We start from the raw sequence: 25,882 nt of genomic DNA, 5'->3' as shown, positions 1-25,882 counted from the left end.
GCTACGCCACCCTCCGTTCGCACGGAGCGAAGTCGAAGTGCATGCCCGGCCCCGCGCTTACTTCGTCGTCAGCTTCCGGATGAACCCGATCAACCCCGTCTGGCGCGAGCGCTTCAGTCGTTCGGCCTGGAGGATCGTCTTCACCCCCTGGAAACACTGCTCCACATCGTCATTGACCAGAACATAGTCATAGCCGTCCCAGTGGCTGACCTCGTTGGTCGCACGCGCCATGCGGGCGTCGATCACCTCGACCGAATCGGTCGCGCGGCGCTCAAGTCGCTGGCGGAGTTCCTCCATCGAGGGGGGGAAGATGAACACACGGACCACGTCGCCGCCCGCGATCTGGAACAGCTGCTGCGCGCCCTGCCAGTCGATATCGAACAGCACGTCCTTGCCGGCCGCCAGCATCGCCTCGACCTGCGCGCGCGGCGTGCCGTAACGGTTGTCGAAGACATGCGCCCATTCGAGGAATTCGTCATTCGCCACCATGCGGCGAAATTCCTCGAGATCGACGAAGTGATAGTCTCGGCCGTCCTCTTCGCCCGGCCGGATGCCGCGCGTCGTCGCCGACACCGACATTTGGAGGCCATCGTCGTCGGCAAGCAGCTTGCGCGCGATCGTCGACTTGCCCGCGCCCGAGGGCGAAGACAGCACGAACAACATGCCGCGGCGCTTCAGCTTGTGGGGATCGTCGAGATGGGCGGGCGAATTGGGCATATCCGCCTTTGACGCACGCGGTTGCAGCGCGTCAAGAGATGCTTGACGCGCTGCGGTATCGCTTTGGCTTTCGAGCGTCGCTCAGTAGCGGTTGCCTACGGCCTTGCCCGCCTTGCGACGGTCATAGGCTTTCTTGGCCGCATAGCCGCCGCCGAGCAGCAGGCCGAGCGGCCCCAGGCGGCGCATGCCGCCGACGGCCAGCGCGCCCAGAGCCGCGCCCTTGAAGCCGTCATTTCCTTCGCGGCGACCAATTTCACGCCCGACGAGCGCGCCGATAATACGTCCGATCATGCTGCTTCTCCGAAAACCCGGTCCTTGATCTCACCCACGCCGCGCAGCACCGCCCAGCCCACCGCATAGGTGATGGCGAGCGGCAGCACGACTTTCAGAACATTGGCGGTGACCGCACCGATGACTGCGCCGTCCGCGACGCCGTCGTCACCCGACATGCCGTCGATGGCGGCGCCCACCATGGCGCCGATGGTCGTTGCACCCATTGCCTATGCCTTTCGTTGCTAAAGGCGAACAAAGCATGGGACGGGGGATGGGTTCCTTGGGGGGCAAATCCTCCCCGGCACGGGGAGGGGGACCATGCGCAGCATGGTGGAGGGGGATCGCCGCATGGTATGTCCCTTGCGGCACGCCCCCTCCGTCAGGCCTGCCACCTCCCCGTGCCGGGGAGGATGAAGTTCAGCCCCTACCTGCGACCTTCGCTTCGATCGCGTCCCAGATCAGGCCTGCGACATCCGTCCCGTCGAACGCCTCGATCGCGACGATGCCCGTCGGCGAGGTGACGTTGATCTCGGTCAGCCACTCGCCGCCGATCACGTCGATGCCGACGAACAGCAGCCCACGCCGCTTCAGTTCCGGTCCGAGCACCGCGCAGATTTCGCGCTCGCGCTCCGTCAATTCGGTCTTCTGCGCCGAACCGCCGACCGCCAGGTTGGAGCGGATCTCGCCCTCGCCCGGCAGGCGGTTGATCGCGCCCGCGACCTCGCCGTCGATCAACACGATGCGCTTGTCGCCCTTGGCCACGGCCGGAAGGAAGGCCTGCACCATATGTGGTTCGCGGTACGCGGTGTTGAACACCTCGATCAGCGCCGACAGGTTCGCGCCGTCGCGCCCGACCTTGAAGATCGCCTTGCCGCCATTGCCGTGCAGCGGCTTGATCACGATCTCGCCATGTTGCGCCAGGAATGCCCGCGCCTCATCCAGCGAACGGGTGACGAGCGTCGGCGGCATGAACTGCGGATAGTCGAGGACGAAGACCTTTTCCGGCGCATTGCGCACGCTGCGCGGATTGTTCACGACCAGCGTCTTTTCGGCGACCCGCTCCAGCAGATGCGTGGCGGTGATATAGCCCAGGTCGAAGGGCGGATCCTGCCGCATCAGCACGACATCGGCCTCGTCGCCCAAATCCAGCTTGACCGGCTCGCCGAAGCGGTAATGGTCGCCCGCGACGCGCTGCACGGTGACGGGATGCGCACTTGTCCAGAGGTGCCCGTCCGACCAGTTGAGATCGCCCGCGTCATAGTGGAACAGCTGATGCCCACGGGCCTGGGCCGACAGCATCAGCGCGAAGGTCGAGTCCCCCGCGACATTGATCTGGTCCATCGGGTCCATCTGGACGGCGACGGTCAGCGGCTGGGACATGGGGGCTTCCTTCCTTGGGGTGTTGCGGACGGGAGGTAATCGCTGCCCGCGCGCCTGTCACCCACACCATGCATTTTCGATGTGACGCGGACGGCTACCCGGCGCGAGCAGGATCACATCGACCCGGATGTCATCGCCCGGCCCGGCATAGGTCGCCATCAGCACCTCGGCGGCGGCGGCCACCCGCGCCAGCCGCCGCGCGTCGATCGCGAAATCCAGTTCGGCGGCGGTCTTGCGCGTCTTCACCTCGACAAAGGCCACCAGCGACCCGCGCCGCGCGACCAGATCGACCTCGCCAGCAGGCGTGCGGACGCGGCGGTCGAGGATGGTCCAGCCCTTCAGCCGAAGCCACCAGGCGGCCAGCCGCTCGCCGCGACGGCCTGCTTCTTCGGCGGCACGACGATCACGGCGGGGGCGGGCGGAGGGCAGTGGCATGGACCCATGCTATCCAAGGATAACGGCGCGGGCGAGCGGTTACTCCGGCGCGGTCAGCCAGGCCAGGCTGTCCTCGGCAGGATCGAAGACGCGCAAATAGGGCTGGGTCATCAGCCGACGGATTTGCTGCCGCCCGATCGCGCTGCCGTTGATCATCGCGATGCGGCTGGCGCGGGGGAAGTCGCGCAGTGCCTCATGGACCGTCATGATCGCGTCCTTCGGCTGGACGTTGATCGCCGACATGTCGATCCGCAGGCGATAGCCGGGGCGAAAGCCGCTGCGCCGGAACGCCTCGACCAGTTCCTGGGCATAGCGGTTCGCGACCTCGGTCGTGAAATGCCCGGTCCATTGGATGTCCAGCAGGTTGATGTCGCGGCGAAACTGAAAGGCGTACATGGTGATCCCCAGCTTCCCCCCTGCGCCGTCGATCCTTGCGGAATTGCTAATGCGGGATCTTAATCGGTCGAATCGCCGTCCTTCATCGCCAATGCGCGGGCATAGAGTGTCTTGCGGTCGAGCCCGAGCGCCTTGGCGACCTCGCTCGCCGCACGGCCGACGGGCAGGCGGGTGAGCGCTTCGGCCAGCGCGGCGTCGGCATCCTGTTCGGTGGCGGGCGGGGCTTCGCCGGGCGGCGCGACGACGATCGCGATCTCGCCCTTCGGCCCGCCCTCGGCATAGCGCGCGGCGAGGGTGGAGAGGGTGCCGGTCACGGCCTCCTCGAACTTCTTGGTGATCTCGCGCGTCACCGCCGCCTCGCGGTCGCCCAGTCCCTGGGCCAGCGCGGTCAGCGTCGCCGCCAGGCGCGGCCCCGATTCGTAGAGGACCAACGTCGCGCGAATGCCGGCGATCTCGGCAATGGCGTCGGCCCGCGCCTTTTCCTTGGGCGGCAGGAAGCCTGCGAACAGGAAGCGATCGGTCGGCAGCCCGGCCAGCGTCAGCGCGGCGATCGCGGCGCAGGGGCCGGGGATCGTCACCACCGCATGGCCCGCCGCGCGCGCGTCACGCACCAGCTTGTAGCCGGGGTCCGAGATCAAGGGTGTCCCGGCATCGGACACCAGCGCCACCGCCTGGGTCGCCATACGCGCGATCAGGCCGGGGCGGACATGCTCGGCATTGTGGTCGTGATAGGGCTGCATGGGCCGCTTCACCCCGATATGGCGGAGCAGCCCGGCTGTCACGCGACTGTCCTCGACCGCGATGATATCGGCGTTTGTCAGAATGTTGGCCGCACGCGGAGACAGATCGCCGAGATTGCCGATGGGGGTCGCGACGATGTACAGGCCGGGTTCGAGAGTGTTTTCGGTTTGGGTCACGGGGATCGTCATGACAGAGGCAGGGCTGTTCGTACAACCGGGGGCCGTCATTCGGGGCCGCTTCCGTTCCTATGGCGCCGGGCGGATCGGCCGCGCGGTTGCGCTGGCGACGACGCTGGCGCTGGCCGCCTGCCAGACGATCGTGCCGCGCGGCCCCGTCGACCAGCCCGAAACGCGGCCGGTGCCGACCACCCCGCGCCCCTCGACCGAGCCGGAAGCAGGGCTGCCGCGCGACACCGCGCGCCATCGCATCGCACTGCTGGTGCCCTTGTCGGGCAGCAATGCCGGGGTCGGCCAGTCGATCGCCAATGCGACGATGATGGCGCTGCTCGACGCGCAGGCCGACACGATCCGCATCACCAATTACGACACCACGACCGGTGCAGCCGCAGCGGCGCATAAGGCGATTGCCGAGGGCGCGCAGCTGATCCTGGGGCCGCTCTTGTCCGAGGATGTTCGCGCCGTCGCTCCCGTGGCACGCGCCGCGCGGGTGCCGGTCATCAGCTTTTCCAACGACGTGGGCGTGGCCGGGAACGGCACATATCTGATGGGCTATACGCCCGCCCAGTCGATCGACCGGGTCGTTACCTATGCGCGCGGGCGCGGCGTCACGACCTTTGCGGGGCTGGTGCCCAACGGACTCTATGGCGAACGGGCCTCCACCGCCTTTCTGCGCGCGGTCGAAGGGGCGGGGGGGCAGGTCGTCTCGCTCCAGCCTTATGGCCGGGTCGCGGGCGGCATCGGCGCGGCGGCGCAGCGGCTGAACGCCAAGGCCCCATATGACGCCGTGCTGATCGCCGATGGCGGCGCGACGGCGGCGGCGGCGGCGCCGATCCTGAAGCGTGGATCGGGCGCGAATACGCGGTTGCTGGGCACCGAATTGTGGAATTCCGAATCGGGCATCGCGTCGCGGGCAGGGTTGAACGGCGCGTGGTTCGCCAGCGTTTCCAACACGCTCTACCGCCAATATGCGACCAAGTACCGCGCCCGCTTCCGCGCCGCGCCCTATCGCCTGTCGAGCCTGGGCTATGACGCGGTCCTGCTGACCGTGCGGATCGCGCGCGACTGGAAGATGAACGCACCCTTCCCCGAGACACGGCTGCGTGCGTCGGACGGCTTTGCCGGCATCGACGGCGCCTTCCGCTTCGGCCGCGACGGCGTGGCCGAACGCGCGCTGGAGGTGCAGGAACTGCGCGACGGCACCGCCGTGACCGTCAGCCCCGCACCGACCGGGTTCGGGGGGTGAGCGACGACGCCCGTAAAGCGACCCTGAAATAAAAATGGGGCCGGACCGATTGTGCGGTCCGGCCCCAGGTCCAGGGTTGCTCGGGCGATTGGTCCGGGCAACCCTTGGGGGTAAGGATCAGAAGGCGTACTGGAACTGGATCCGAGCACGACGCGCGGCCTGATAGCCCTGAATCTGGCGATAGAAGATCGACGCGGTGCCATTGCCGGTCGTGCCGAATTCGCTGAAATTGTTCGGGGTCTGAAGGTTCAGGACGTTGAACACCGACAGGCGCAGCGTGGCGGTCGAACGGCCAATCGGAATCTTCGTCGAGATGTCGATATCGTCGGTGAAGAGCCAGCGACCGTTGAACGACGTACCGCGCCGGACCAGCTGGACCGGGAAGGCCACCGTCGGATCGGTGTTGATCGAGCCGTCCGGCCGTACCTGGCAATAGGCACCCGCCGCCCCATAAGCGCGGGCATAGGGATCGACCGAGCGCGGCACCGTACCGATACAGCCATATTTGCGTGGAGCGACGGCCGAGAAGACGCCGCCGATGTTGAAAATGCCCAGCTGATAGCTGCCGAACAGCTTGAAGACGTGACGGCGATCATTCGGCGAATAGCCGTACATCCCGCGCGTCAGACCCGGCTGGTCGAAATCCTGGGTCAGGCCGGTGTCACTCTGGCCGTTGTCGCTCTTCACGCCGCCTTCGTAATTGCCATAGGTCTTGCCGTAGACATATGAGCCTTCGATGCTCCACACGCCGTCGAACTCACGCCACGCGCGGAAGGTCATCGAACGGTGGAAGCGCTGCGCCTTCGGGTAGCCGAGTTCGGCCGCCGTGAAGTTGACGGTCCGCAGCGAGGTTTCCCCATTGACCGGGTCGGAAAGGGTTATCGCTGCTGGAGAACCCGGATTGATCAGGACATACTGGTGGAAGCCGTTCCAGATCTGGTCGCACCCTGCGATCTTCTGCGCCGTGCAGTAGTTGTTGACGGCAAGGTCGATCGCGGCGTCCTCCAGCACTTCGTTGAGGCGCGTGACCGTCAGGAAGGTCTGGAAACGCCAGCGGTCGATCCGCTTTTCATAGCCGAGGATCAATTCGTCCGCCGATTGCGGCTTCAGGCCCTTCGCCACCACGGAACGCGTATCGGGTGCCTTACCGGTGCCGGTCACGTCGCAATTGGCGATCCCGGTATCGGGGCAGTTGGCTGCTCCGGAATAGAGGACCGGCGAACCCAGGATCGGCACATTGTTCGCGCTGAAACCTGCCAGCAGGTTGGTGCGGGTGTAGTAGGTTTCGCCGCCAGCCAGCCGGATATTGGTATTTGCGGGCACCGGAACGTACAAACGGCTGTAGCTGCCATAGAATTTGTCGGTCTGGTTGCCGATCGGGTCAAAGGTGAAGCCCAGACGCGGACCCCATTGATTGCCCGACTTGTAGAAGGTGTTGCCGTCACCGTTCTTGTTCTCGAACCGGTCGAGACGCAGGCCGGCGTTGAGGTTCAGCCGGTTCTCCATCAGCGACCAACTGTCCTGAACGTAGAATGCATCGTTGCGCGACGAAAAGCCGCCCCCGACCTGATACGTGCCCTGGCGGACATAATCGGTTCCGACCGGGACGCCGAACTGATCACCCGGACGGCTCTTCAGAACCGTGTAGCTGATGCCGTTGCCATTGCCGAGGTTCTGTACGACCGAAGACAAATCCTCGCGGTCATAGCCAAAGCGGACGTGATGCGCGCCGAGCAGCTTGAAGTAGACGTCGACGTCGCCCCGATAGAATTTGCGAACGTCTTGCGCCGAATTGATCGCACCACCCGGATTGGTCAGGCTGACCGACTGATCGGTGCGCGAGTCGGTGACGGGCGGCAGGGTCGAGTTTGCGGAATTGATTGACTGGCCGAACGAGATGTTCTCGTTGCGCCCATAAGCAGCCGAGACGGTCAGCCAGTTGCTCATCACACCGGTATAGCGACCGACATAATTCGAGCCGCCGTACTTGCCATAGGTATAGCCCTGGTAGGGGCCATCCTGCCCGGTCGTCAGATTGAAGCGATTGGCGAGCGAACTGGTATTGCCATATCGACGCGTCGTTTCCTCACCCGACGTATTGAAATAGGTGAATTCCAGGCGCTGGCCGTTGGTGATCACCGCATCAATCTTGCCACCGAAGAACGGCGACGTCGTGCGATAGAAGCTGCGTGAGGTGCCCAGGAAGGTGTTTGTTGCCGGAAAGAATTGACGTCCCGCCCCGGTGGAAGCAACGTTGCGCGACTGGTACAGGCCGTAGAAGAAAAGGTGATCCTTCCACAACGGTCCGGACAATTCGGCTGTCATGCTGGCGGATTCACTGCGGGTGAACTTGTTGGCCGAATAAATCGTGTCCTTGGTGCGGGTAACGAGTGAATCGGGGTTCCAGTTGAACAGGATGCCGCCATGGAATTCATTCGAACCCGACTTGGTCGTCGCGTTGATGAAGCCGCCGGTCGAACGGCCGAATTCGGCCGCGTACCCGCCGGTCTTGACATCGACGGTCTGATAGAAGTCGAAAGGCACCGTGACCGCATACAGGCTCTTGCGGAAGTCGGTGATGTTCAGGCCGTTCACGAAGAAGGCGTTTTCCGAAACCGCCGAGCCGTTGATCGACGGCAGACCGCCGAACGCGCCTGCACCTGCGTTGGCGCCCGGCGCCAGCAGGATAACCGACTGCAGGTCGCGGCCGACGGGCAGGCGGGTTGCGATGTCCGACACGTCGATGACGGCGCCCGTCGTCGTGCTATCGAAATCAGAGGTGCGGATGCGGCGGCCCGAAACCGTGATTTCACCCGATGTGCTTTCGGCACCCAAGGCAAAGCGGTTGGACGCTGAACCGGCGCGCAACGAGACTTCGTCTTCGCGGTAAGTGGCATAGCCCGGCGCGTTGATCGTGAAGCTGTAGCTGCCCGGCGGCAGTTCGGGGATCTGGTAGCTGCCGTCCTTGTCGGTGGTCGCGCTGCGGGTGAAGCCCTGCGCATCCGATGTCACCGTAACCGTTGCCCCCGCGATCGGCTTGCCATCGGCATCGGTAACCGAGCCTCCGGCGATGACGTTGACATAGCCTTGGGCGGCAGCCGGTGCCGCAATCATGGTCATCCCAGAAGCCGCGACGATCGCTGCCGCAGCGGACAAGAGTATGCCTTTGCGGCGACGCCGCATTGTTATCATGCTCATCGGTAATATTCCCCCTCATATGCCCGCACGCTATCGAACGTGGCATCTGGCGAGGCGCCAAAATCATTGGTGCAGCCTCGGACACAACTTAGGCAGAGCGTAAAACGAGGGTCAATATAGTATAATTTATTGTATTACTGATCTATGTCACCGGTCAAGTTGCTGCTTTTCAACGAAAAACCTAACCTATGTGAGCATGGTAACAAAATTGACTAAATGTAATCGGAAATTACGTTCATTTTCGGTTCAGATGTTGCATTGCTGCAACAATGCCGCCTGGGCTATGCCGATATTGCGGAATGGGAGCTTTTCGTGCTGCAAGCCGTCGGTAGCTGTCCATGTGCCGTCGTGCCAAGAAGTGCCTGCTAAAGTACGACTTCCCGCAGGATCGCGTCGAGCAGGAGCGCTCCCGCTTCGGTGACGATCAACCGTTCGCCGTCCAGTCGGACCAGACCCTGTTGGGTCAGCGTGGTAACGGCGGCGCGGTTCACCATCTCGCGTCCCTCGGCCAGCGCGGTGACGCGGGACAGGTCGACGCCCTCCGCCAGACGCAGGCCCATGACCAGTGCCTCGGTCGCGCGGGTGGTCGGGGGGAGGGTTTCCTCCAGCTCGATGCCGTGGCCGTTGCGGTCGACGGCGCTCATCCAGTTTTCCGGCTTCTTGCGACGGGCGGTGGCGACGCCTTCACGGCGGCCATGCGCGCCGGGGCCGATCCCGGCATAATCGCCGTATCGCCAATAGGTCAGGTTATGGCGGCTCTCCGCGCCGATCCGGGCGTGGTTGGAGGTTTCATAGGCGGGCAGGCCTGCGGCGGCGGTGATCGCGCGTGTCGCCTCGAACAGGTCGGCGGCGGCATCGCCGTCCGGAATGACCAGCCGCCCGGCCGCCGCTTCGGTATGGAAGCGCGTACCCGGTTCGATGGTCAGCTGGTAGAGCGACAGATGCTCGGTGCCAAAGCCGATGGCGCGGGTCAGCTCGGCTTCCCAATTCTCCGCCGGCTGGCCGGGGCGGGCGTAGATCAGGTCGAAGCTGACCCGGCCGAACTGCTCCTGCGCGGTCTGGAGCGCGCGCAGCGCCTCGTCCACGCCATGCGCGCGACCCAGGAAGTGGAGTGCCTCGTCATCCAGCGCCTGCACGCCCAGCGAGGCGCGATTGACCCCGGCGGCGGCGAGGTCGGCGAAGCGCGCCGCCTCGACCGAAGAAGGGTTGGCCTCCAGCGTGATCTCGATACCCTCGGCAAAGCCCCAATGGCGCTCTGCCGCGTTCAGGATTGCAGCAACCGTGGCGGGCGGCATCAGCGAGGGCGTACCGCCGCCGAAAAAGATCGAGGTCAGCCGCCGCCCCGGCAGCATGGCCGCTTCATGCGCCAGATCGGCGAGCAGCGCCTCGGCCCAGGCCGCCTGGTCCACCGACTCGCGGACATGGCTGTTGAAGTCGCAATAGGGACATTTGGAGACGCAGAAGGGCCAATGGACGTAGAGCGCGAGCGGGCTGGGTGCGGGCGATATTGCGGAGGACATGATGTGCGACGATATGGCGGCGATGCGCACGCTTCGCTATCTCTTATCTTCCGTCCCCGCCGTGCTGCTGCTGGCGGCTTGTGGACCGGTGATCCCTTCGCAGACCGGCGGGATGGAACGGCCGCCGCCCCGGATCGTCGAGCAGCGGACTTCGGACGCGCCCGCGTCGCGTGGGACAGGATTGCTGCGTCAGGCGATGCTCGACGGCCACCAGACCGCGCGGGCGGATGTGGGCCTGTCGCCGCTCACATGGGACGAGGGGCTGGCGGCGAGCGCGCTGGCCTATGCGCAGGAACTGGCGCGGACCGGTCGGTTCCAGCATGCCGAACAGCCGCAGGGACCGACGCGGCAGGGTGAAAATCTGTGGACCGGCACGCGCGGCGCCTATCGCTATGACGAGATGATGGGCCATTGGCTGGCCGAGCGGCGCAATTTCGTGAATCTGCCCGTGCCGCAGTCCAGCCGCACGGGCCAGTTCGGCGATGTCGGCCACTATACCCAGATCGTCTGGGCCCGTTCCACGGCGGTCGGTTGTGCGATGGCGAGCAATGCGCGCGACGATTTCCTCGTTTGCCGCTATAGCCCGACCGGCAACGTCTTTGGCGAGCGGGCCTTCTGACTCGGCCGGGCATGACGGGAAGGTACTGACGCGATGGCGAACCCTTATGATCCGATGGCGTGGATCACCTTCTGGACCGCACCCGCTCGATTCGCGGTGATGGCAGGCGAGGCGATGCTGAGCGCGCAGAGCGTCATGGCCTCGCGCATGGGGGCGATGGCGACGGGTACGTCCTCGGCAGCGGAAATGACGCTGATGGTCAGTGAGAAGGTCAAGGCCTTCGACCAGTCGGCGAAGGTCTGGAACCGCGATCAGGCGGCCCTGTCGAAACTGTCGCGGCACAATCCGCAGGGCGGGATGCTGCATGCCTGGGAGTCGATGGCGCGCGCGATGCTGATCGGCGCGTCGATGCCGGTCCAGGCGATGGCGCCGGTGCACCGAACGGTGACGGCCAACCAGAAGCGGCTGGCGAAAGGGTAAGCGCATTCCTCCCCAAGCTGTGCTTGGGGAGGAATAAACGGTCAGAACACCGCCTTCACCAGCTGGCCGAATGCGTCGGCGCGGTGGCTGATGCGGTTCTTTTCGTCCTGGTCCATCTCGGCGAAGGTCTCGGTGCCGCCGATTGGCTGGAAGATCGGGTCATAGCCATGACCCTTGTCCCCGCGCGGCGGCCAGACGATCGTGCCGTCGACACGGCCCTCGAACCATTCGACATGGCCGTCGGGCCAGCCGACCGCTAGCGCGCAGATGAAATGCGCGGCGCGGCTCATGTCCGGTTCCTCGTTCAGCCGATCCTCGACCGCACGCATCGCCATGCCGAAGTCCTTTTCCGGCCCCGCCCAGCGCGCCGAGAACAGCCCCGGATCGCCGCCCAGGGCCTCGACGCACAGTCCGCTGTCGTCCGACAGGGCGGGCAGGCCCGACAGGTCGGCGGCAGCGAGCGCCTTCAATTCGGCATTGGCGACGAAGGTCGTGCCGGTTTCCTCGGGCTCGGGCAGGTCCAGGTCACCGGCCGCGATCACCTCCATGCCATAGGGCGCGAGGAGTTCGCGGAATTCCACGATCTTGCCCTTGTTGTGGCTGGCCAGGACCAGCTTGCCCGGCGTCAGCTTGCGGATCGCCTGGCGGCCGTTTCCTTCGCCGCTCATGCGCGGATCGCCCGGTCCTGCGCCGCGAAAATCTCGGTGCAGCCCATGCGCGCCAGGCGGAGCAGACGCAGCAGCGCCTCTTCGTCATAGGTGGCGTGCTCGGCGGTCGCCTGAACCTCGGCGATGTGGCCGTTCTCGATCAGCACGAAATTGGCGTCGGCATCGGCGTTCGAATCCTCGATATAGTCGAGGTCGAGGACCGGCGTGCCCTGATGGATGCCGCAGGAGACGGCGGCGACCTTGTTGCGGATCGGGTCGCTGGCCAGCTTGCCCTCGGCCATCAGCTTGTTGACCGCCATGCGCAGCGCGACCCAGGCGCCTGAAATGGCGGCGGTGCGGGTGCCGCCATCGGCCTGGATCACGTCGCAGTCGATGGTGATCTGCCGCTCGCCCAGCGCCTTGAGGTCGCAGACGGCGCGCAGGGAACGGCCGATCAGCCGCTGGATTTCCTGGGTGCGGCCCGACTGCTTGCCCTTGGCCGCCTCTCGGCTGCCGCGCGTATGGGTGGCACGGGGGAGCATGCCATACTCGGCCGTGACCCAGCCTTCGCCCTTGCCGCGCAGGAAGGGGGGCACGCGCTCTTCGACGCTGGCGGTGACGAGCACCTTGGTATCGCCGAACCCGATCAGCACCGATCCTTCGGCGTGGCGGGTGAAATTCGGCTCGATCGTGATGGGACGCATCTGGTCGGGCATCCGGCCGGACGGGCGCATAGTCTTCTCCTTGTTCCTTGAAGACAGCCCTAAACGGCCCCTGCGCGATGCGCCAGAGACCAAGGTGGCGATCGGAAGACACTCGCTTCTTCTCTCTGCGTCCTCTGCGCCTCTGCGCGCAAAAAAGAAGAATGGTTCACGCGGAGGCGCGGAGACGCGGAGGATGAGCGAAACAATCTCCGCGTCTCCGCGTCTCCGCGTGAGAAAATTTCGCGCAGAGGCGCAGAGGACGCGGAGAAGAAGGGGGGTGTCTCCCGATCGCTTGAGCCGGTGCGGGGCGATGCCTACATTCGCGGCATGGTCACCCCACCGATCACCGAGTTGACCGACCGCGCGCGCGATATTTTTCGCGTGGTGGTCGACAGCTATCTGACGAGCGGCCAGCCCGTGGGGTCGAAGACGATCGCGCTCTCGGGGATCAACCTGTCGCCCGCCTCGATCCGCAACGTCCTTCAGGAACTGGAGGAGCGCGGATTGCTGGCGGCACCGCATACCAGCGCGGGGCGGATGCCGACCGATATCGGTTTGCGGCTGTTCGTCGACGGCATGATGCATGCCATGGAGCCCAGCATCGAGGAACGCGCCGCGATCGAGGCGCGCGCCGCCCGCTCCGGCCCGGTCGAGGAGGCGCTGGCGGCGACGACGGCGGTGCTGTCGGGGCTGTCGGCCTGTGCGGGCCTGGTCATGGTGCCCAAGCGCGAGATGAAGCTGCGCTCGATCGGCTTCGTGCCGCTGTCGCCGACCCAGGCGCTGGCCGTGCTGGTCGCGGAGGATGGCGCGGTCGAGAACCGGGTACTGGAACTACCCGCCGGCATGACGCCGTCGGCGCTGGTCGAGGCGGGCAATTACCTGTCCGCCACGCTGGCGGGCCTCACGCTGGGTCAGGCGCGCGACCGGCTGGAGCGCGAACTGGCGGCGGGGCGCGCGGCGCTGGACGGGGCGGCGCGGGCGCTGGTCGAACAGGGGCTGATCATCTGGAGCGAGGATGGCGCGCGGCGTCCGATCCTGATCGTGCGCGGGCAGGGGCGGTTGATCGACGCCGCCGCCGCCGCCGATCTGGAGCGGGTCCGCGACCTGCTCGACGATCTGGAGGGCAAGCAGGAAATCGCCAGCCTGCTCGATTCGGCGCGCGCCGGGGATTCGACGCGTATCTTCATCGGCGCGGAGAACAAGTTGTTCGCGCTGTCGGGATCTTCGGTGATCGCCCGGCCTTTTCGCGGACTGGACGGCCAAGTGGTCGGTGTGGTCGGCGTAATCGGGCCCACGCGGTTGAACTATGCCCGCGTCGTGCCCATGGTGGATTTCACGGCGGCAACGCTCGCCCGGATGATGGGCTGAACAGGGATTATGATGAGCGATAACACGACCAACGAGACCCAGAACGACCTGCGCGAAGAGACGGCCGAGGCCGCGCCCGAAGTGGCCGTGCAGGACCGCGTCGCCGAGCTGGAGAACCAGCTGGCCGAGGCCAAGCAGCAATATCTCTATGCCCAGGCCGAGAACCAGAATGTCCGCCGCCGCGCCGAGAAGGAAGCGGTCGACGCGCGCAACTATGCCGCGACCGCGTTCGCGCGCGACGTCCTGTCGGTCGCCGACAATCTCCAGCGCGCGCTTCAGGCGATTCCGGCCGACCTGCGCACCGACGACAAGTGGAAGGGGCTGGTGACCGGTCTCGACGCCACGGGCCGGGAACTGGACAGCGTTCTTGGTCGCCACGGCATCACCAAGATCGAAGCGATGGGCCAGCCGCTCGACCCCAACAAGCATCAGGCGATGATCGAAATGCCCTCCGACCAGGAGCCGGGCACGATCGTGCAGGAGATGCAGTCGGGCTATATGATCAAGGACCGCCTGCTGCGCCCCGCGCTGGTCGCGGTGGCCAAGAAGCCCGACTGATCGGGCTTTCCGAATGGATGGGGAAAGGGCGGTCCTTCGGGGCCGCCCTTTTTCGTTATTGGCCGAGCAGCTTCAGCACGTCCTTCTGGCTCTGATTGGCCTGGGCGAGCATCGCGGTCGAAGCCTGAGCGAGGATCTGCGCGCGGGCGAGCTTCACCGACTCTTCGGAATAATCGGTATCGGCGATCCGCGAGCGGGCTTCCGACAGGTTGGTCGTGCCGCTGGTCAGCGTGCTGACCGCCGATTGTAGTCGGTTAGCCGTTGCGCCCAATTGTCCCTGGACGCTCGCCACCGTGCCGAGCAGTTCATCTAGGCGCTTCAGCGTATTATCGGTGCGATAGCGGTTGGTAACGTTCAGTTCGTCGGTCAGCGAAAATTGGCGACGCTGGATAAATTCATCATAGCTATAACCTGCACTGTAGGTCGAGCCGTTGCGATCATACCACTGATCTCCGACGCGCTGATAGACGATGCGGCCGATATCGTCCCGCGTGATATCGTCTCCTGCGATTTTTCCCTTCGCCATATAGTCGTCGAACGTCACCAAATGAGATTTTGTGGTGTCTAGGCTGTTCAGAGTTTGAGGTTGTGTAAGGCGAGCTTGGTAATCATTGTACCAATAGCCGTCTATATTCCGAACATAGGCTGTGGGGATAGGCGGTACAGATATAGGAATCGTGTCGCTGATATTGGGCCCCGCCTGAACGTTCAGCTTTACGCTGGCATCGACCAGTTGATTATTGCTGTCGTACACGGGCGGATTGTTGTTGAACAACGCCACCCCGTTGAACGAGGCATTGCGAAGCGTCTGGTCGATCTGCGTCGACACGGCGGTCACTTCCAGCTGGAGTGCGGCGCGGTCGCTCATGCTGTAGGTGCCCGACCCCGCCTGCACCGCCAGTTCGCGGACCCGTTGCAGCATGTTGGACACTTCGGTCAGCGCACCGTCGGCGGTCTGGACCAGCGAGACGCCGTCCATGGCGTTGCGGATGCCCTGCGTCATGCCGCGGATCTGCGCCGTCATGGAACTGCTGATCGCCAGCCCCGCCGCATCGTCTTTGGCCGAATTGATCCGCTGGCCCGAGGATAGCCGCGCCATGGACTGGGCCAGATCGGTATTGGCGCGCTGCGTGGCCGCCATCGCTCGAAGCGCGGCGCCGTTCGTGTTGATGACCGTCATGGTAACTCCCATCCCCTGACGAGCGCGGGAGGCCCCGCGCGCGAGAAAAATGGTTGACGAAATTAACCATGATCGAACAATCCGGGCTTTTCCCGGATATTAGCGGGTGACCGTGAGATTTCCGGGGTTCGGGACTTTCCCTCCCCCATCCCCTCCCGCCTGCGGGAGGGGCGGGCCCGGGGCGATAGCATGCGCCGCCGCGACGTTGGTCCCGAAGCTCACCCAGTATCGCTCCCCTCCCGCAGGCGGGAGGGGATGGGGGAGGGCACTTGCCCCGAACGAAACCCCCCTCAGTCGGTGCCCCGAAACGGCACCAAGGTCCGATACTGCGCCAACGGCGGCGCCCCCGCGACCACCGCCCCGCGCTTCAGCAGAAAGGCATGGCGGACGATCTCCGCCTGCTGCTCGAGTCCATAGCGATCGAAGCGCTGCCCCGGCTTCAGGCAATAGCTATAGCGGCAAAAGGGATGGCGTTTCAGCGGCAGGAATATGCCCCGCTGATGCTGCCAGATATGCACCATCTCATGGATGAACAGTCCCTGCTCATGCAGCGGACAGGCGCCGAAATCCTCGCGCCACAGATCGCCCTTGGGGTGGAAATGGATGCAGCCTGTCGGTGCCATCACCGTGTCGCGCGGCTGGAAAAACGCCCATTTGGTCGGCGACAGGCGAACCTGCATATAGTCGATCGCATCGCCGAAGACGGACCGGGCCAGCGTTTCTTCCGCCGGGGTGAGGGGGCGCTTGGTCATGGCACCCAGATGGGGCGCATGGCGTGGGTAGGAAAGGGGCGGGCCAGTCTCACGGCCCGCCCCCGTTCATCAGCTCCGCCGGGCGGTCAGCCACTGGGTGTTGGCCAGCGGCTTGGAGACGATACGGACCTCGCCGATATGGCCGAAATAGCCGTCCTTGCGCGCGCCGTCCCACCAGGCGGCGCCCAGCACCCAAGGCATGTCGGCGGCCAGCGTCGCGATGCCGACCTGGCCCGCGCTGTTGCGCAGCACGGGCGCGCCATCGACATAGAGGATGGTTTCGTTCGCCACCGGATCGTTGACGATCGCGATATGATACCAGGTGTCGACCATCACCTCGCCCGACCAGTTGGCCTGCGGATAGGCGGTGTTGGAGGCGGGCACGACCTCCCACTGGACTTCGCGCAGCGACGAGATGGCGAACAGGATCGGCGGCGCTTCCCTGTCGCCGCCCGCAAAGCCGGGCAGCTTGCCGCGATTGCCGTTGCGGGTCAGGATATTGCCCCAGCGGTGGTTGGTCACCGTCCAGTTCGCGTCGATCTTGATGAACGCCTCGACCGTATAGCCTGCGCCGAAGGTCGCCGCGTTGATCGGCGCGTTGGTGGCGGTCGCGAAGGCGCTGCTGCGCGCGGTCACCTTGTCGGTGTTGCGGAAGCGCACGCTGCCCGGTGCGGAAGACAGGCGGTGGCGGTCGGTCGACCAGACCACGTCCTCGACCATCGCCGGGCCCGACAGCGGCACGCGGGTCATCGGGTTGCGGCCGGTCGCATCGGGCAGCGTCTCGCCGACCTGGACGATCTTGCCGTCGACGATGCCGCTGGCCACGCGCCAGTGCGCGGCGGTCTCGGCGATCTTGGGATAGTCGTCGGCGTCGCGCGGCAGCACCTCGGCCGGGGCGGCGGGTTCGGTATAGCCCGACAGCAGCGCGGTACGAACGCGCGGCAGGATCGGCACGCCCGCCGTCATCTCGGTATAGGCGAAACTCGGCAGGAAGCGGGCGAAGCGCTTCTTAAAGTCGATGTTGATGGTGAAGCGGTTGTTCGCATCCTCCAGCACCGCGCGGTCGAACTGGTTCAGCGTTTCCTTGGGCTTCTGCACGACCCAGGGCGAGAAGCTCATGACGTCGATCTTGTTGGCCGAGAAATCGATCTCGTAGAGCCGCATCAGCGCGTTGCCGCCCTGATAGGCCATCTGGTAATCGACGACCATCTCATGGACCGGATTGCCGAAGTCGTTGGTCTTGGTCAGCAGTGCGGCACCATGGTGATGGCCGTTCAGCGTCATGAAGATCTGGTCGTTGTCGCGGATCAGACTGTTCCACAACATCAGGCCGTAATCGGTCTCCAGCGGGCTCTTGCCGTCCTTATCGATGTTGAGCAGCTGGTGGTTGGCCAAGATCACCGGCAGGGTCGGGTTGCGACGGATCGCGTCCCGCGCCCACAAAATCCCTGCGTCCGAGATGCGCCAGGATAGCGATAGCACCATGAACTTGACGCCGTACATCTCGAAGATGTGATATTCGTGGAAGCCGGTGCGGTCACGCTCGCGGAAGGTCGACTGGTTCTGCGCGCGTGAGGTCGGGAACCAGGTCAGATAGGGCTCGGACGACAAGGTGCGCTGGCTGTCGGTGCCTGCCTGCTGGTCGGCCGGGACGTGGTAATCGACATCGTACAGGACGTCGTGATTGCCCGCCAAGATCGAATAGGGGATACGCGCCGTCTCCAGCCGCTTCATTGCGGCATCGGCCACCGCCCATTGCGCGGGCTTGCGCACCTGGTCCACCACGTCGCCCAGATGGATCACGAAGGGGATCGCATAGGCCTGGGCGTTGTCGACGATCCACTGGGTCTGCGCCGCGAACGGCTCCGAGCCATATTTGCGCTGGAACTGGCGGTTCTCGTCGACGGTCGCGTAGCGCGAATAGAATTGCGTGTCGGGCAGCACCGCGATCGAGAAGCTGGTGGTGCCGACCGGCGCGGCGGCGGCCGTTCCCGTGGCGGTCGTCGGCTTGGCGTTGAGCAGCGCATCGTCGTCGCACGCCGCCAGCGCCCCCGTCAGCGGCAGCATCGACAGACTCGCGGCCCCGCGCAGCAACTGCCGCCGATCGGCGATCCGCCGCAAGGTGAACCGGGTTTCGTTTGTATCGGACATGGTCAAAATTCCCCCACTTTTCGCTCCATCGAGCAAGCGGGGGGCGCTGTATGGCGCGACTTTGACACATGAGGGACCGAAATATTACCGATTTTGGTCTGACGTGAAAAAAGCGCAAAATATCCCGTCATCTATCCGGCAGCTATATTCCTGCCTCCTAGGCCGTGATGCAGTTGCGTTTAACTAACACGAGCCCCCCCCTCAGGAGCGGGGTTGGGGTGGAGCCTCGCCACAGGCGGCACGCTTGCGGAAGCGCCCCACCCCCAGCCCCTCCCCTGAAGGGGAGGGGTGCGTTCATCTCATGTCCTCTCGCTCCAATCGTCTTTCGTCGAGGGGGGCTGGAAAGACGCATCGCGAATGTCGATTGGCGTTCGAAAACCGTTATTGCCCCGGGGCAGGATCGCCCGCCGCGATTACCCGCGCGCCCTGGCGCAGGCGGGTGCCGTCCGAAAAGGTCAGCAGCAACGACAGGATGCGTCCCGGCTTGACGCCCTGGTTCATGTCGTAAAGCATCACATGCCGCCCGCCCGGTTCGAAGGCGATGGTGGCCCCGGCCGGGATGGGCACGGAATCGACCTTCTTCATCGCCATGCCGCCCTCGTGCATCTCGCTGGTGATCGCGACGTCGCTGCTGACGCCGATCAGGTTCAGCGGCTTCGGGCCGCCATGCACGATGAAATAGGCCGCTGCGGGGCGCCCCGGCACGGCGGCCAGGCGGACCCAGCCTTCCTCGGCATAAAGCTCGGGCTTGGTCGAACATCCGCCAAGCGCCCCCAGTCCCACCGCCCCCGCGATGGCCCAGAGGCCCAGAAAAGTGGCGCGACGCATGACAAACCCTCCCGTTTCGGCAAATCCCGAAGCGACACTAGGTTCCATCCAATCTTGCGGCAACGGATCGCCCACCTATATCCGCCTTCGTGAACGGGGTTTTCGGTTGCCGCTTTCGGGACCGGACGGCCCCGGCATCGAACTTCCAGACTATGTTCTTGAGGGGCATTTAGAGACTTATGGCAAAAGTGATCGGCATCGACCTCGGCACCACCAACAGCTGTGTCGCTGTCATGGAGGGCGGCAAGCCCAAGGTTATCGAAAACGCAGAAGGCGCGCGCACCACGCCGTCGATCGTCGCCTTCGCCAAGGATGGCGAGCGCCTGATCGGCCAGCCTGCCAAGCGCCAGGCGGTGACCAACCCCGACAACACCATCTTCGCGGTGAAGCGCCTGATCGGCCGTCGCTTCGACGACCCCGTCACCAAGAAGGACACCGAGCTGGTCCCGTACGCGATCGCGCGCGGTCCGAACGGCGATGCGTGGGTGAATGCGGGCGGCAAGGATTACAGCCCGTCGCAGATCTCGGCCTTCACGCTGCAGAAGATGAAGGAAACCGCCGAATCCTACCTCGGTGAGACGGTGACCCAGGCGGTCATCACGGTTCCCGCCTATTTCAACGACGCCCAGCGCCAGGCGACCAAGGACGCCGGCCAGATCGCCGGCCTCGAAGTGCTGCGCATCATCAACGAGCCGACCGCGGCTGCTCTGGCCTATGGCCTGGAGAAGCAGGACGGCAAGACGATCGCGGTCTATGACCTTGGCGGCGGCACCTTCGACATCTCGATCCTCGAGATCGGCGACGGCGTGTTCGAGGTGAAGGCGACCAACGGCGACACCTTCCTGGGCGGCGAGGACTTCGACAACAAGATCGTCGATTTCCTGGCATCGGGCTTCCAGAAGGAAGAGGGCATCGACCTCACCAAGGACAAGCTGGCGCTTCAGCGTCTGAAGGAAGCGGCCGAAAAGGCGAAGATCGAGCTGTCCTCGGCCCAGTCGACCGAGGTCAACCTGCCCTTCATCACCGCCGACCAGAACGGCCCGAAGCACCTGGTCAAGTCGATCACGCGCGCCGATCTGGAGCGTCTGGTCGAGGACCTGATCCAGCGCACGCTGGAGCCCTGCAAGAAGGCGCTGGCCGATGCGGGCATGAAGGCCGACGAGATCGCCGACGTGGTGCTCGTGGGCGGCATGACCCGCATGCCGCGCGTCCGTGAGGTCGTGAAGAACTTCTTCGGCAAGGACCCGCACACCGGTGTGAACCCCGACGAAGTCGTCGCCATGGGTGCGGCGATCCAGGCGGGCGTGCTGCAGGGCGACGTCAAGGACGTGCTGCTGCTCGACGTGACCCCGCTGTCGCTGGGTATCGAGACGCTGGGCGGCATCATGACCAAGATGATCGACCGCAACACGACGATCCCCACCAAGAAGAGCCAGGTCTACTCGACCGCCGACGACAACCAGAACGCGGTGACGATCCGGGTCTTCCAGGGCGAGCGCGAGATGGCGCAGGACAACAAGATGCTGGGCCAGTTCGATCTGGTCGGCATTCCCCCTGCGCCGCGCGGCGTGCCGCAGATCGAGGTCACGTTCGACATCGACGCCAACGGCATCGTCAACGTTTCGGCCAAGGACAAGGGCACCGGCAAGGAGCAGCAGATCCGCATCCAGGCATCGGGCGGTCTGTCGGACAACGACATCGACCAGATGGTCCGTGACGCGGAGAAGTTCGCGGAAGAGGACAAGAAGCGTCGTGCCGAGGCCGAGGCCAAGAACAACGCCGAGTCGCTGATCCACACCACCGAGCGTCAGCTGGCCGACAATGGCGACAAGATCGACGCGTCGCTGAAGTCGGAAATCGAGGCGGCCATCGCCGAGACCAAGACGGCGGTCGAGGGTGGCAATCCCGACACCATGAACGAGAAGGCGCAGGCCCTCGCTCAGGTCGCGATGAAGATGGGCCAGGCCATCTATGAAAAGCAGCAGCAGGGCGAGGCTTCGCCCGCCGCTGATGCCGGTCAGGCCAAGCAGGACGATGTGGTCGACGCCGAATTCTCGGAAGTCGACGACACCAAGTAAGACGGTCGGCCCGGTCCCCCTGTCGGTGGGGCCGGGCCTTCGGTCCAGAATTTGCGAATACCGCCCCGACCGATTTGTCGGGGCATGAAGTGGCGAAGCGCTTGGGCGGTCGCTCCGTCCGGCCTGACGGCACGGTCGGCGGCCGCACCATCCACCAGCGCAGGGGCGAGACCGGGCATGAGCACGACGATCGACTATTATGAACTGCTCGAATGCGAGCGCACGGCGGACGATGCGACGATCAAGTCGCGCTACCGCAAGCTGGCCATGCAATACCATCCGGACCGCAATGCGGGGTGCAAGGACTCGGAGGCCAAGTTCAAGGCGATCAGCGAAGCCTATGACTGTCTGAAGGACCCCCAGAAACGGGCGGCGTACGATCGCTATGGCCATGCCGCGTTCCAGCAGGGTATGGGCGGCGGTGGCGGCGGCGCGCAGGATTTCGGCGCCTTTTCGGACATTTTCGAAAGCGTCTTCGGCGAGTTCATGGGCGGCGGACGTGGCGGCGGGCGGCAACAGCCGCGTCGCGGCGCGGACCTGCGCTACGACATGGAAATCTCCCTCGAAGAGGCGTTCCACGGCAAGCAGACCGAGATCACGGTCGATGTCTCGGCGGCGTGCGATACCTGTGACGGCACGGGTGCGAAGGCCGGGACCAGTGCCAAGACCTGTCAGCAGTGCGGCGGCCACGGCAAGGTCCGCGCGCAGCAGGGCTTCTTCGTGGTCGAGCGGACCTGTCCGGTCTGTCAGGGCGCAGGCCAGATCATCGCCGATCCCTGTCCCGATTGTCGCGGCGATGGCCGTGTCGAAAAGACCAAGACGCTGGCCGTCAACATCCCGGCGGGCGTCGATGAAGGCACCCGCATCCGCCTGACCGGCGAAGGCGAGGCGGGCGCGCGCGGGGCCCCGGCGGGTGACCTCTACATCTTTCTTCACGTCAAGCGGCACGCCCTGTTCGAACGTGAGGGCACGACCCTGTTCGCGCGTGCGCCGATCAGCTTCACCACGGCGGCGCTGGGCGGCTCGCTGTCCATTCCCGGCCTCGATGGCCGTAGCCATGAAATCAAGATCCCGGCGGGCATCCAGTCGGGCAAGCAACTCCGCCAGCGCGGGGCGGGCATGCCCGTGCTGCAAGGCCGCGGCACCGGCGATCTGGTCATCCAGATCGAAGTCGAAACGCCGACCAAGCTCTCCACCCGCCAGCGCGAACTGCTCGAACTCTTCCGTGAAACGGAAACAGGCGACGAATGCCCTGAAAGTCAGGGCTTTTTCGCCAAGCTGAAGAGTGTCTTCGCGGGCGAATAAGCCGACCTTTTTCTCTTCTTCTGATAACGAACGTCAAAGGCCGGAGCGTGTATTTGCTCCGGCCGCATTGACTCGTGACTATCATCAGAGTCATGATTGCATCGCGGCTTTTGGGAGAAGGTCTTGCGATGCGTCAGCTATTCGGATGTTTGATCGCCCTGGGTGTGATTCTAGCTAGTCCTGCGTCGGCGCAAGACACGAAGTCACGCAAGGTTGAACAAAGCGTTTTGCCTGACGGCGGTTCGTCTGACGAGATCGTCGTAAAGGCGCTTAGCCTTCCGCGTGATAAACTCCCCGTCAATGTCGGTTGGGCGCCCGTCGACAATACGCAGATCAATATCGCCTACGAACGCGCTGATATGTTCCTGGCATGTGCTTTTGCCAAAGCCAGCCGCGAATGGTTGCGCAAGGCGGTGGAAGGGCCTCCGAATTTCACCGGCACGCAATATGCACAGGGCATGGTCATCTCGACGAACTGGGGTTGTTATCCGCCGCCAGGTGACAGTCCGCCTTTGAACCCGGCTATGATAGGCACCGATTTTCTAGCTCGTGGTATCCTGATCGAGCGAACATTGCGTCAATTTGTGCCTGACGTTGCGCTGGACGCCTCGCAGACCTTCGACCCTGCGGTCCGCGCACGATTTCGCAAGGTCGAAACGCAGCAAAATCGGTATCGGCAGAATCCCGAGCTGTCCGGCTTCGTCGTGGCGGCCTGTCTGGTACAGACCCAGCCGGTCCTGACCACACGGCTGTTTCACGCACAACAGGGCAGCGATCTTGTTCGGGGATTGGAGCAGGCGATCATCGTCAACTCGCCCGAATGCCTCGAGGGGGTGAAAAAGCTCAGCATCGAGCCGACGACCCTGCGGGTCTATCTGATAGACGCCTTTTATCGTTGGGTTTTGGCGGCCCGTAACGTCCCGACCTTGATTCCCGAGCGGGGGGTATAGCCGACACGGCATCGCCCCCAAGCAAAGTCATATTGCATTGCGTCGACGGGCGCGCTCCAATGGCGCATCGAATGAGGGAGATTGTCATGTCGCCGTGGAAAGCCGCCTTGCCCCTGCTCGCCGCGTGCGCGCTGCTCCCCGCTGCTGCGCCGGTATCGGCCCCGCGCGTCGGGATCGCCAGTTTCGAGGCGCTGCCCAAGCCGCTGCCGCTGCCCTATCATGCGGGTGATGCCAAAGCGGCGATCGCGGCGGCGCGGGTGCGGGCGGCGAAGGCGCATAAGCGGGTGCTGATCGATCTGGGCGGCAATTGGTGTCTCGACTGCCGGTTGCTGGCGGGGGTGATGGAAACGCCGCAGATGCGTCCCTTCGTCGCGAAGCATTTCGAGGTGGTGACGGTCGATGTCGGCCGCTTCGACCAGAATATGGATATTCCGGCGTCTTATGGGATCAAGGGACGGCTTCAGGGCGTGCCCGCAGTGCTGATCGTCGATCCCAAGACCAACAAGCTAATCAATGCAGGACGCGAAACCGCGCTGGCCGATGCGCGGGCGATGACGCCGCAGGCGGTGGCGGACTGGCTGGCGGGTTGGGTGGGATAGACCCATAGGCCGGTTGATTTCCGGCTGACGGTGTTCCCTCCCCCAGCCCCTCCCGCTTGCGGGAGGGGAGAGAAAAGAGGGTTCGCATTTCCCCAAGCTACTCCCCTCCCGCAGGCGGGAGGGGCCGGGGGAGGGGAGTCCCTGTCGGCATTTACCGCGCCAATGGGACTCCTCCGACAGTTACTCGCCGAACACCCGCGCGAAGATCGTGTCGACATTCTTATAGTGATAATCGAGGTCGAACCGCGCCTCGATCTCCTCGACCGACAGCGCGGCGGTCACGTCGGCATCGGCCTTGAGCAGTTCCATCAGCGACAGCTCGCCATCCGACTCCCAGACCTTCATCGCGTTGCGCTGGACGAGGCGATAGCTGTCCTCGCGACTCACGCCCGCCTGGGTCAGCGCCAGCAGCACGCGCTGCGAATGGACGAGGCCGCCCATCTTGTTGAGGTTCTTCTCCATCCGCGCCGGATAGACGACCAACTTGTCGATCACGCCGGTCAAACGGGCCAACGCGAAGTCCAAGGTGATGGTCGCGTCGGGGCCGATATAGCGCTCGACCGAGGAGTGGCTGATGTCGCGCTCATGCCACAAGGCGACATTCTCCAGCGCGGGCGTCACGTAACCGCGCACCATGCGGGCGAGACCCGTCAGGTTCTCGGTCAGCACCGGGTTGCGCTTGTGCGGCATCGCCGACGAACCCTTCTGGCCGGGCGAGAAATATTCCTCGGCCTCCAGAACCTCGGTGCGCTGCAGGTGGCGGACTTCGGTCGCGAGACGCTCGATCGAGCTGGCGATGACGCCCAGCGTCGCGAAGAACATCGCATGGCGATCGCGCGGGATGACCTGGGTCGAGACGGGCTCGACGGTCAGGCCCATCTTCTCGGCGACATGCGCCTCCACGCTGGGGTCGATATTGGCGAAGGTGCCGACCGCGCCCGAGATCGCGCAGGTGGCGATGTCGGCACGCGCCGCGACCAGGCGGGCGCGGTTGCGGTCGAACTCGGCATAGGCCTGGGCCAGCTTCAGGCCGAAGGTGACCGGCTCGGCATGGATGCCATGGCTGCGCCCGATGGTCGGGGTCAGCTTATGCTCATAGGCGCGACGCTTGATGACGGCCAGCAGCGCGTCCAGATCCTCGATCAGGATGTCCGAGGCGCGGGCGAGCTGCACCGCCAGACAGGTGTCGAGCACGTCGGACGAGGTCATGCCCTGGTGCAGGAAGCGCGCTTCCGGCCCGGTGCGCTCGGCGACATGGGTCAGGAAGGCGATGACGTCGTGCTTGGTCTCGGCCTCGATCGAATCGATGCGGTCGATGTCGAAGTCGCCCGCGGCCTTGTCGGCTTCCCAGATGCGCGCGGCGGCCTCCTTGGGCACGACGCCCAGCTCGGCGAGCGCGTCGGTGGCATGGGCCTCGATCTCGAACCAGATGCGGAAACGGGTCTGGGGGTCCCAGATCCGGGTCATGGGGGCACGGGAATAGCGCGGAATCATCGGGGCACCTTCAGGTCGTGGAAACGGCACGGCTCACCGTGCACTCCCTTTCGGAATCACGGCGTACCGTGCCGTTAGCAGGGACGAGCCGAGCCTTCAAATCCCAAGGACGGATCCCCATCTGGTATAATGGAGTTTAGGATCGTA

25 protein-coding genes are annotated in these 25,882 nt (G+C 64.8%); 9 read left to right on the top strand and 16 right to left on the bottom strand.

Annotated features, from left to right (window positions below):
* Positions 1-57: 57 nt before the first annotated feature.
* The 7 genes from gmk to rsmI form a co-directional block, all read right to left on the bottom strand.
* Complete coding sequence (gene gmk, locus ACWKSV_RS09215; protein ID WP_172839685.1) at positions 58-717, bottom strand: guanylate kinase; 660 nt, start codon at positions 715-717, stop codon at positions 58-60.
* A gap of 81 nt (positions 718-798) precedes the next feature.
* Entirely contained in the window at positions 799-1,008 is a 210-nt protein-coding gene (locus ACWKSV_RS09210; protein ID WP_056433316.1) for a hypothetical protein, read from the bottom strand.
* Entirely contained in the window at positions 1,005-1,214 is a 210-nt protein-coding gene (locus tag ACWKSV_RS09205) for a hypothetical protein (RefSeq protein ID WP_076717187.1), read from the bottom strand. The genes ACWKSV_RS09210 and ACWKSV_RS09205 overlap by 4 nt, the downstream gene beginning before the upstream one ends.
* A gap of 193 nt (positions 1,215-1,407) precedes the next feature.
* Complete coding sequence (gene gshB, locus ACWKSV_RS09200) at positions 1,408-2,370, bottom strand: glutathione synthase (protein ID WP_076717185.1); 963 nt, start codon at positions 2,368-2,370, stop codon at positions 1,408-1,410.
* Between the two features lie 57 nt (positions 2,371-2,427).
* Positions 2,428-2,805: a YraN family protein gene (locus ACWKSV_RS09195; protein ID WP_056433307.1), complete on the bottom strand. Its 378-nt coding sequence runs from the start codon at positions 2,803-2,805 to the stop codon at positions 2,428-2,430.
* 39 nt (positions 2,806-2,844) lie between these two features.
* Positions 2,845-3,201, bottom strand: a complete 357-nt coding sequence (locus tag ACWKSV_RS09190) for a hypothetical protein (RefSeq protein WP_056433304.1) — start codon at positions 3,199-3,201, stop codon at positions 2,845-2,847.
* A 59-nt stretch (positions 3,202-3,260) separates the two neighbouring features.
* Positions 3,261-4,130 carry a 16S rRNA (cytidine(1402)-2'-O)-methyltransferase gene (gene rsmI / locus ACWKSV_RS09185; RefSeq protein ID WP_076717183.1) on the bottom strand — a complete coding sequence of 290 codons (870 nt, stop codon included), beginning with the start codon at positions 4,128-4,130 and terminating at the stop codon, positions 3,261-3,263.
* On the opposite strand from rsmI, the gene ACWKSV_RS09180 reads away from it, so the two are divergent.
* On the top strand, positions 4,129-5,364 hold the full coding sequence (locus ACWKSV_RS09180; RefSeq protein ID WP_191864545.1) for a penicillin-binding protein activator: 1,236 nt from the start codon (positions 4,129-4,131) through the stop codon (positions 5,362-5,364). The genes rsmI and ACWKSV_RS09180 overlap by 2 nt on opposite strands.
* 117 nt (positions 5,365-5,481) lie before the next feature.
* Here the strand turns inward: ACWKSV_RS09180 and ACWKSV_RS09175 are convergent, their stop codons facing one another.
* Positions 5,482-8,484, bottom strand: coding sequence for a TonB-dependent receptor (locus ACWKSV_RS09175; protein ID WP_191864546.1), 3,003 nt, complete (start codon positions 8,482-8,484; stop codon positions 5,482-5,484).
* A 443-nt stretch (positions 8,485-8,927) separates the two neighbouring features.
* The gene (hemW, locus tag ACWKSV_RS09170) at positions 8,928-10,082 is read right to left on the bottom strand and encodes a radical SAM family heme chaperone HemW (RefSeq protein ID WP_191864547.1); all 1,155 of its coding nucleotides are present in this window, start codon (positions 10,080-10,082) and stop codon (positions 8,928-8,930) included.
* A gap of 22 nt (positions 10,083-10,104) precedes the next feature.
* On the opposite strand from hemW, the gene ACWKSV_RS09165 reads away from it, so the two are divergent.
* Together ACWKSV_RS09165 and ACWKSV_RS09160 are read left to right on the top strand one after the other, a co-directional pair.
* Entirely contained in the window at positions 10,105-10,701 is a 597-nt protein-coding gene (locus ACWKSV_RS09165) for a CAP domain-containing protein (RefSeq protein WP_335695351.1), read from the top strand.
* A gap of 33 nt (positions 10,702-10,734) precedes the next feature.
* On the top strand, positions 10,735-11,121 hold the full coding sequence (locus ACWKSV_RS09160; protein WP_056433293.1) for a hypothetical protein: 387 nt from the start codon (positions 10,735-10,737) through the stop codon (positions 11,119-11,121).
* Positions 11,122-11,162: 41 nt separating this feature from the next.
* Here the strand turns inward: ACWKSV_RS09160 and rdgB are convergent, their stop codons facing one another.
* On the bottom strand, positions 11,163-11,789 hold the full coding sequence (gene rdgB, locus ACWKSV_RS09155) for an RdgB/HAM1 family non-canonical purine NTP pyrophosphatase (RefSeq protein ID WP_076717178.1): 627 nt from the start codon (positions 11,787-11,789) through the stop codon (positions 11,163-11,165).
* Complete coding sequence (gene rph, locus ACWKSV_RS09150) at positions 11,786-12,502, bottom strand: ribonuclease PH (RefSeq protein WP_056433287.1); 717 nt, start codon at positions 12,500-12,502, stop codon at positions 11,786-11,788. Before rph ends, rdgB begins: the two co-directional genes overlap by 4 nt.
* Positions 12,503-12,799: 297 nt before the next feature.
* Between rph and hrcA the strand changes: the two genes are divergently transcribed.
* Both hrcA and grpE read left to right on the top strand, forming a co-directional pair.
* On the top strand, positions 12,800-13,840 hold the full coding sequence (gene hrcA / locus ACWKSV_RS09145; protein WP_076718341.1) for a heat-inducible transcriptional repressor HrcA: 1,041 nt from the start codon (positions 12,800-12,802) through the stop codon (positions 13,838-13,840).
* A gap of 12 nt (positions 13,841-13,852) precedes the next feature.
* The gene (gene grpE / locus ACWKSV_RS09140) at positions 13,853-14,398 is read left to right on the top strand and encodes a nucleotide exchange factor GrpE (protein WP_056433430.1); all 546 of its coding nucleotides are present in this window, start codon (positions 13,853-13,855) and stop codon (positions 14,396-14,398) included.
* Positions 14,399-14,453: 55 nt separating this feature from the next.
* Here grpE and ACWKSV_RS09135 read toward each other — a convergent pair whose 3' ends face one another.
* The 4 genes from ACWKSV_RS09135 to ACWKSV_RS09120 form a co-directional block, all read right to left on the bottom strand.
* Complete coding sequence (locus tag ACWKSV_RS09135; RefSeq protein WP_076717176.1) at positions 14,454-15,578, bottom strand: flagellin N-terminal helical domain-containing protein; 1,125 nt, start codon at positions 15,576-15,578, stop codon at positions 14,454-14,456.
* A 290-nt stretch (positions 15,579-15,868) separates the two neighbouring features.
* Positions 15,869-16,330, bottom strand: coding sequence for a vgr related protein (locus tag ACWKSV_RS09130; protein WP_076717175.1), 462 nt, complete (start codon positions 16,328-16,330; stop codon positions 15,869-15,871).
* Positions 16,331-16,399: 69 nt separating this feature from the next.
* On the bottom strand, positions 16,400-18,481 hold the full coding sequence (locus ACWKSV_RS09125) for a laminin G domain-containing metallophosphoesterase family protein (RefSeq protein WP_076717173.1): 2,082 nt from the start codon (positions 18,479-18,481) through the stop codon (positions 16,400-16,402).
* Between the two features lie 381 nt (positions 18,482-18,862).
* Complete coding sequence (locus ACWKSV_RS09120; RefSeq protein ID WP_076717171.1) at positions 18,863-19,309, bottom strand: copper chaperone PCu(A)C; 447 nt, start codon at positions 19,307-19,309, stop codon at positions 18,863-18,865.
* Positions 19,310-19,488: 179 nt separating this feature from the next.
* Here ACWKSV_RS09120 and dnaK point away from each other — a divergent pair, with 179 nt between their 5' ends.
* The 4 genes from dnaK to ACWKSV_RS09100 all read left to right on the top strand — a co-directional run bounded on the left by dnaK (position 19,489) and on the right by ACWKSV_RS09100 (position 24,241).
* Positions 19,489-21,387 carry a molecular chaperone DnaK gene (dnaK, locus tag ACWKSV_RS09115; RefSeq protein ID WP_056434481.1) on the top strand — a complete coding sequence of 633 codons (1,899 nt, stop codon included), beginning with the start codon at positions 19,489-19,491 and terminating at the stop codon, positions 21,385-21,387.
* 177 nt (positions 21,388-21,564) lie between these two features.
* The gene (dnaJ, locus tag ACWKSV_RS09110; protein WP_056434479.1) at positions 21,565-22,692 is read left to right on the top strand and encodes a molecular chaperone DnaJ; all 1,128 of its coding nucleotides are present in this window, start codon (positions 21,565-21,567) and stop codon (positions 22,690-22,692) included.
* Positions 22,693-22,784: 92 nt separating this feature from the next.
* The gene (locus ACWKSV_RS09105) at positions 22,785-23,642 is read left to right on the top strand and encodes a hypothetical protein (protein WP_338468938.1); all 858 of its coding nucleotides are present in this window, start codon (positions 22,785-22,787) and stop codon (positions 23,640-23,642) included.
* Positions 23,643-23,728: 86 nt separating this feature from the next.
* Positions 23,729-24,241 (top strand): thioredoxin family protein, encoded by a 513-nt coding sequence (locus tag ACWKSV_RS09100; RefSeq protein ID WP_156884314.1) that lies wholly within the window; start codon positions 23,729-23,731, stop codon positions 24,239-24,241.
* A gap of 180 nt (positions 24,242-24,421) precedes the next feature.
* Here the strand turns inward: ACWKSV_RS09100 and purB are convergent, their stop codons facing one another.
* Positions 24,422-25,735 (bottom strand): adenylosuccinate lyase, encoded by a 1,314-nt coding sequence (purB, locus tag ACWKSV_RS09095; protein ID WP_056434470.1) that lies wholly within the window; start codon positions 25,733-25,735, stop codon positions 24,422-24,424.
* Positions 25,736-25,882 lie beyond the last annotated feature (147 nt).

The sequence above is a fragment of the Sphingomonas sp. SphC10 genome (genome assembly GCF_057004845.1).
This window is presented reverse-complemented; position numbering and strand designations above follow the sequence as displayed.

Bases quoted from the DNA above. Each gene is read 5' to 3' on its own strand.
- gmk (WP_172839685.1), bottom strand. From the start codon at position 717: ATGCCCAATTCGCCCGCCCATCTCGACGATCCCCACAAGCTGAAGCGC.
- ACWKSV_RS09210 (WP_056433316.1), bottom strand. From the start codon at position 1,008: ATGATCGGACGTATTATCGGCGCGCTCGTCGGGCGTGAAATTGGTCGC.
- ACWKSV_RS09205 (WP_076717187.1), bottom strand. From the start codon at position 1,214: ATGGGTGCAACGACCATCGGCGCCATGGTGGGCGCCGCCATCGACGGC.
- gshB (WP_076717185.1), bottom strand. From the start codon at position 2,370: ATGTCCCAGCCGCTGACCGTCGCCGTCCAGATGGACCCGATGGACCAG.
- ACWKSV_RS09195 (WP_056433307.1), bottom strand. From the start codon at position 2,805: ATGCCACTGCCCTCCGCCCGCCCCCGCCGTGATCGTCGTGCCGCCGAA.
- ACWKSV_RS09190 (WP_056433304.1), bottom strand. From the start codon at position 3,201: ATGTACGCCTTTCAGTTTCGCCGCGACATCAACCTGCTGGACATCCAA.
- ACWKSV_RS09180 (WP_191864545.1), top strand. From the start codon at position 4,129: ATGACAGAGGCAGGGCTGTTCGTACAACCGGGGGCCGTCATTCGGGGC.
- rsmI (WP_076717183.1), bottom strand. From the start codon at position 4,130: ATGACGATCCCCGTGACCCAAACCGAAAACACTCTCGAACCCGGCCTG.
- ACWKSV_RS09175 (WP_191864546.1), bottom strand. From the start codon at position 8,484: ATGACCATGATTGCGGCACCGGCTGCCGCCCAAGGCTATGTCAACGTC.
- hemW (WP_191864547.1), bottom strand. From the start codon at position 10,082: ATGTCCTCCGCAATATCGCCCGCACCCAGCCCGCTCGCGCTCTACGTC.
- ACWKSV_RS09165 (WP_335695351.1), top strand. From the start codon at position 10,105: ATGCGCACGCTTCGCTATCTCTTATCTTCCGTCCCCGCCGTGCTGCTG.
- ACWKSV_RS09160 (WP_056433293.1), top strand. From the start codon at position 10,735: ATGGCGAACCCTTATGATCCGATGGCGTGGATCACCTTCTGGACCGCA.
- rdgB (WP_076717178.1), bottom strand. From the start codon at position 11,789: ATGAGCGGCGAAGGAAACGGCCGCCAGGCGATCCGCAAGCTGACGCCG.
- rph (WP_056433287.1), bottom strand. From the start codon at position 12,502: ATGCGCCCGTCCGGCCGGATGCCCGACCAGATGCGTCCCATCACGATC.
- hrcA (WP_076718341.1), top strand. From the start codon at position 12,800: ATGGTCACCCCACCGATCACCGAGTTGACCGACCGCGCGCGCGATATT.
- grpE (WP_056433430.1), top strand. From the start codon at position 13,853: ATGAGCGATAACACGACCAACGAGACCCAGAACGACCTGCGCGAAGAG.
- ACWKSV_RS09135 (WP_076717176.1), bottom strand. From the start codon at position 15,578: ATGACGGTCATCAACACGAACGGCGCCGCGCTTCGAGCGATGGCGGCC.
- ACWKSV_RS09130 (WP_076717175.1), bottom strand. From the start codon at position 16,330: ATGACCAAGCGCCCCCTCACCCCGGCGGAAGAAACGCTGGCCCGGTCC.
- ACWKSV_RS09125 (WP_076717173.1), bottom strand. From the start codon at position 18,481: ATGTCCGATACAAACGAAACCCGGTTCACCTTGCGGCGGATCGCCGAT.
- ACWKSV_RS09120 (WP_076717171.1), bottom strand. From the start codon at position 19,309: ATGCGTCGCGCCACTTTTCTGGGCCTCTGGGCCATCGCGGGGGCGGTG.
- dnaK (WP_056434481.1), top strand. From the start codon at position 19,489: ATGGCAAAAGTGATCGGCATCGACCTCGGCACCACCAACAGCTGTGTC.
- dnaJ (WP_056434479.1), top strand. From the start codon at position 21,565: ATGAGCACGACGATCGACTATTATGAACTGCTCGAATGCGAGCGCACG.
- ACWKSV_RS09105 (WP_338468938.1), top strand. From the start codon at position 22,785: ATGATTGCATCGCGGCTTTTGGGAGAAGGTCTTGCGATGCGTCAGCTA.
- ACWKSV_RS09100 (WP_156884314.1), top strand. From the start codon at position 23,729: ATGTCGCCGTGGAAAGCCGCCTTGCCCCTGCTCGCCGCGTGCGCGCTG.
- purB (WP_056434470.1), bottom strand. From the start codon at position 25,735: ATGATTCCGCGCTATTCCCGTGCCCCCATGACCCGGATCTGGGACCCC.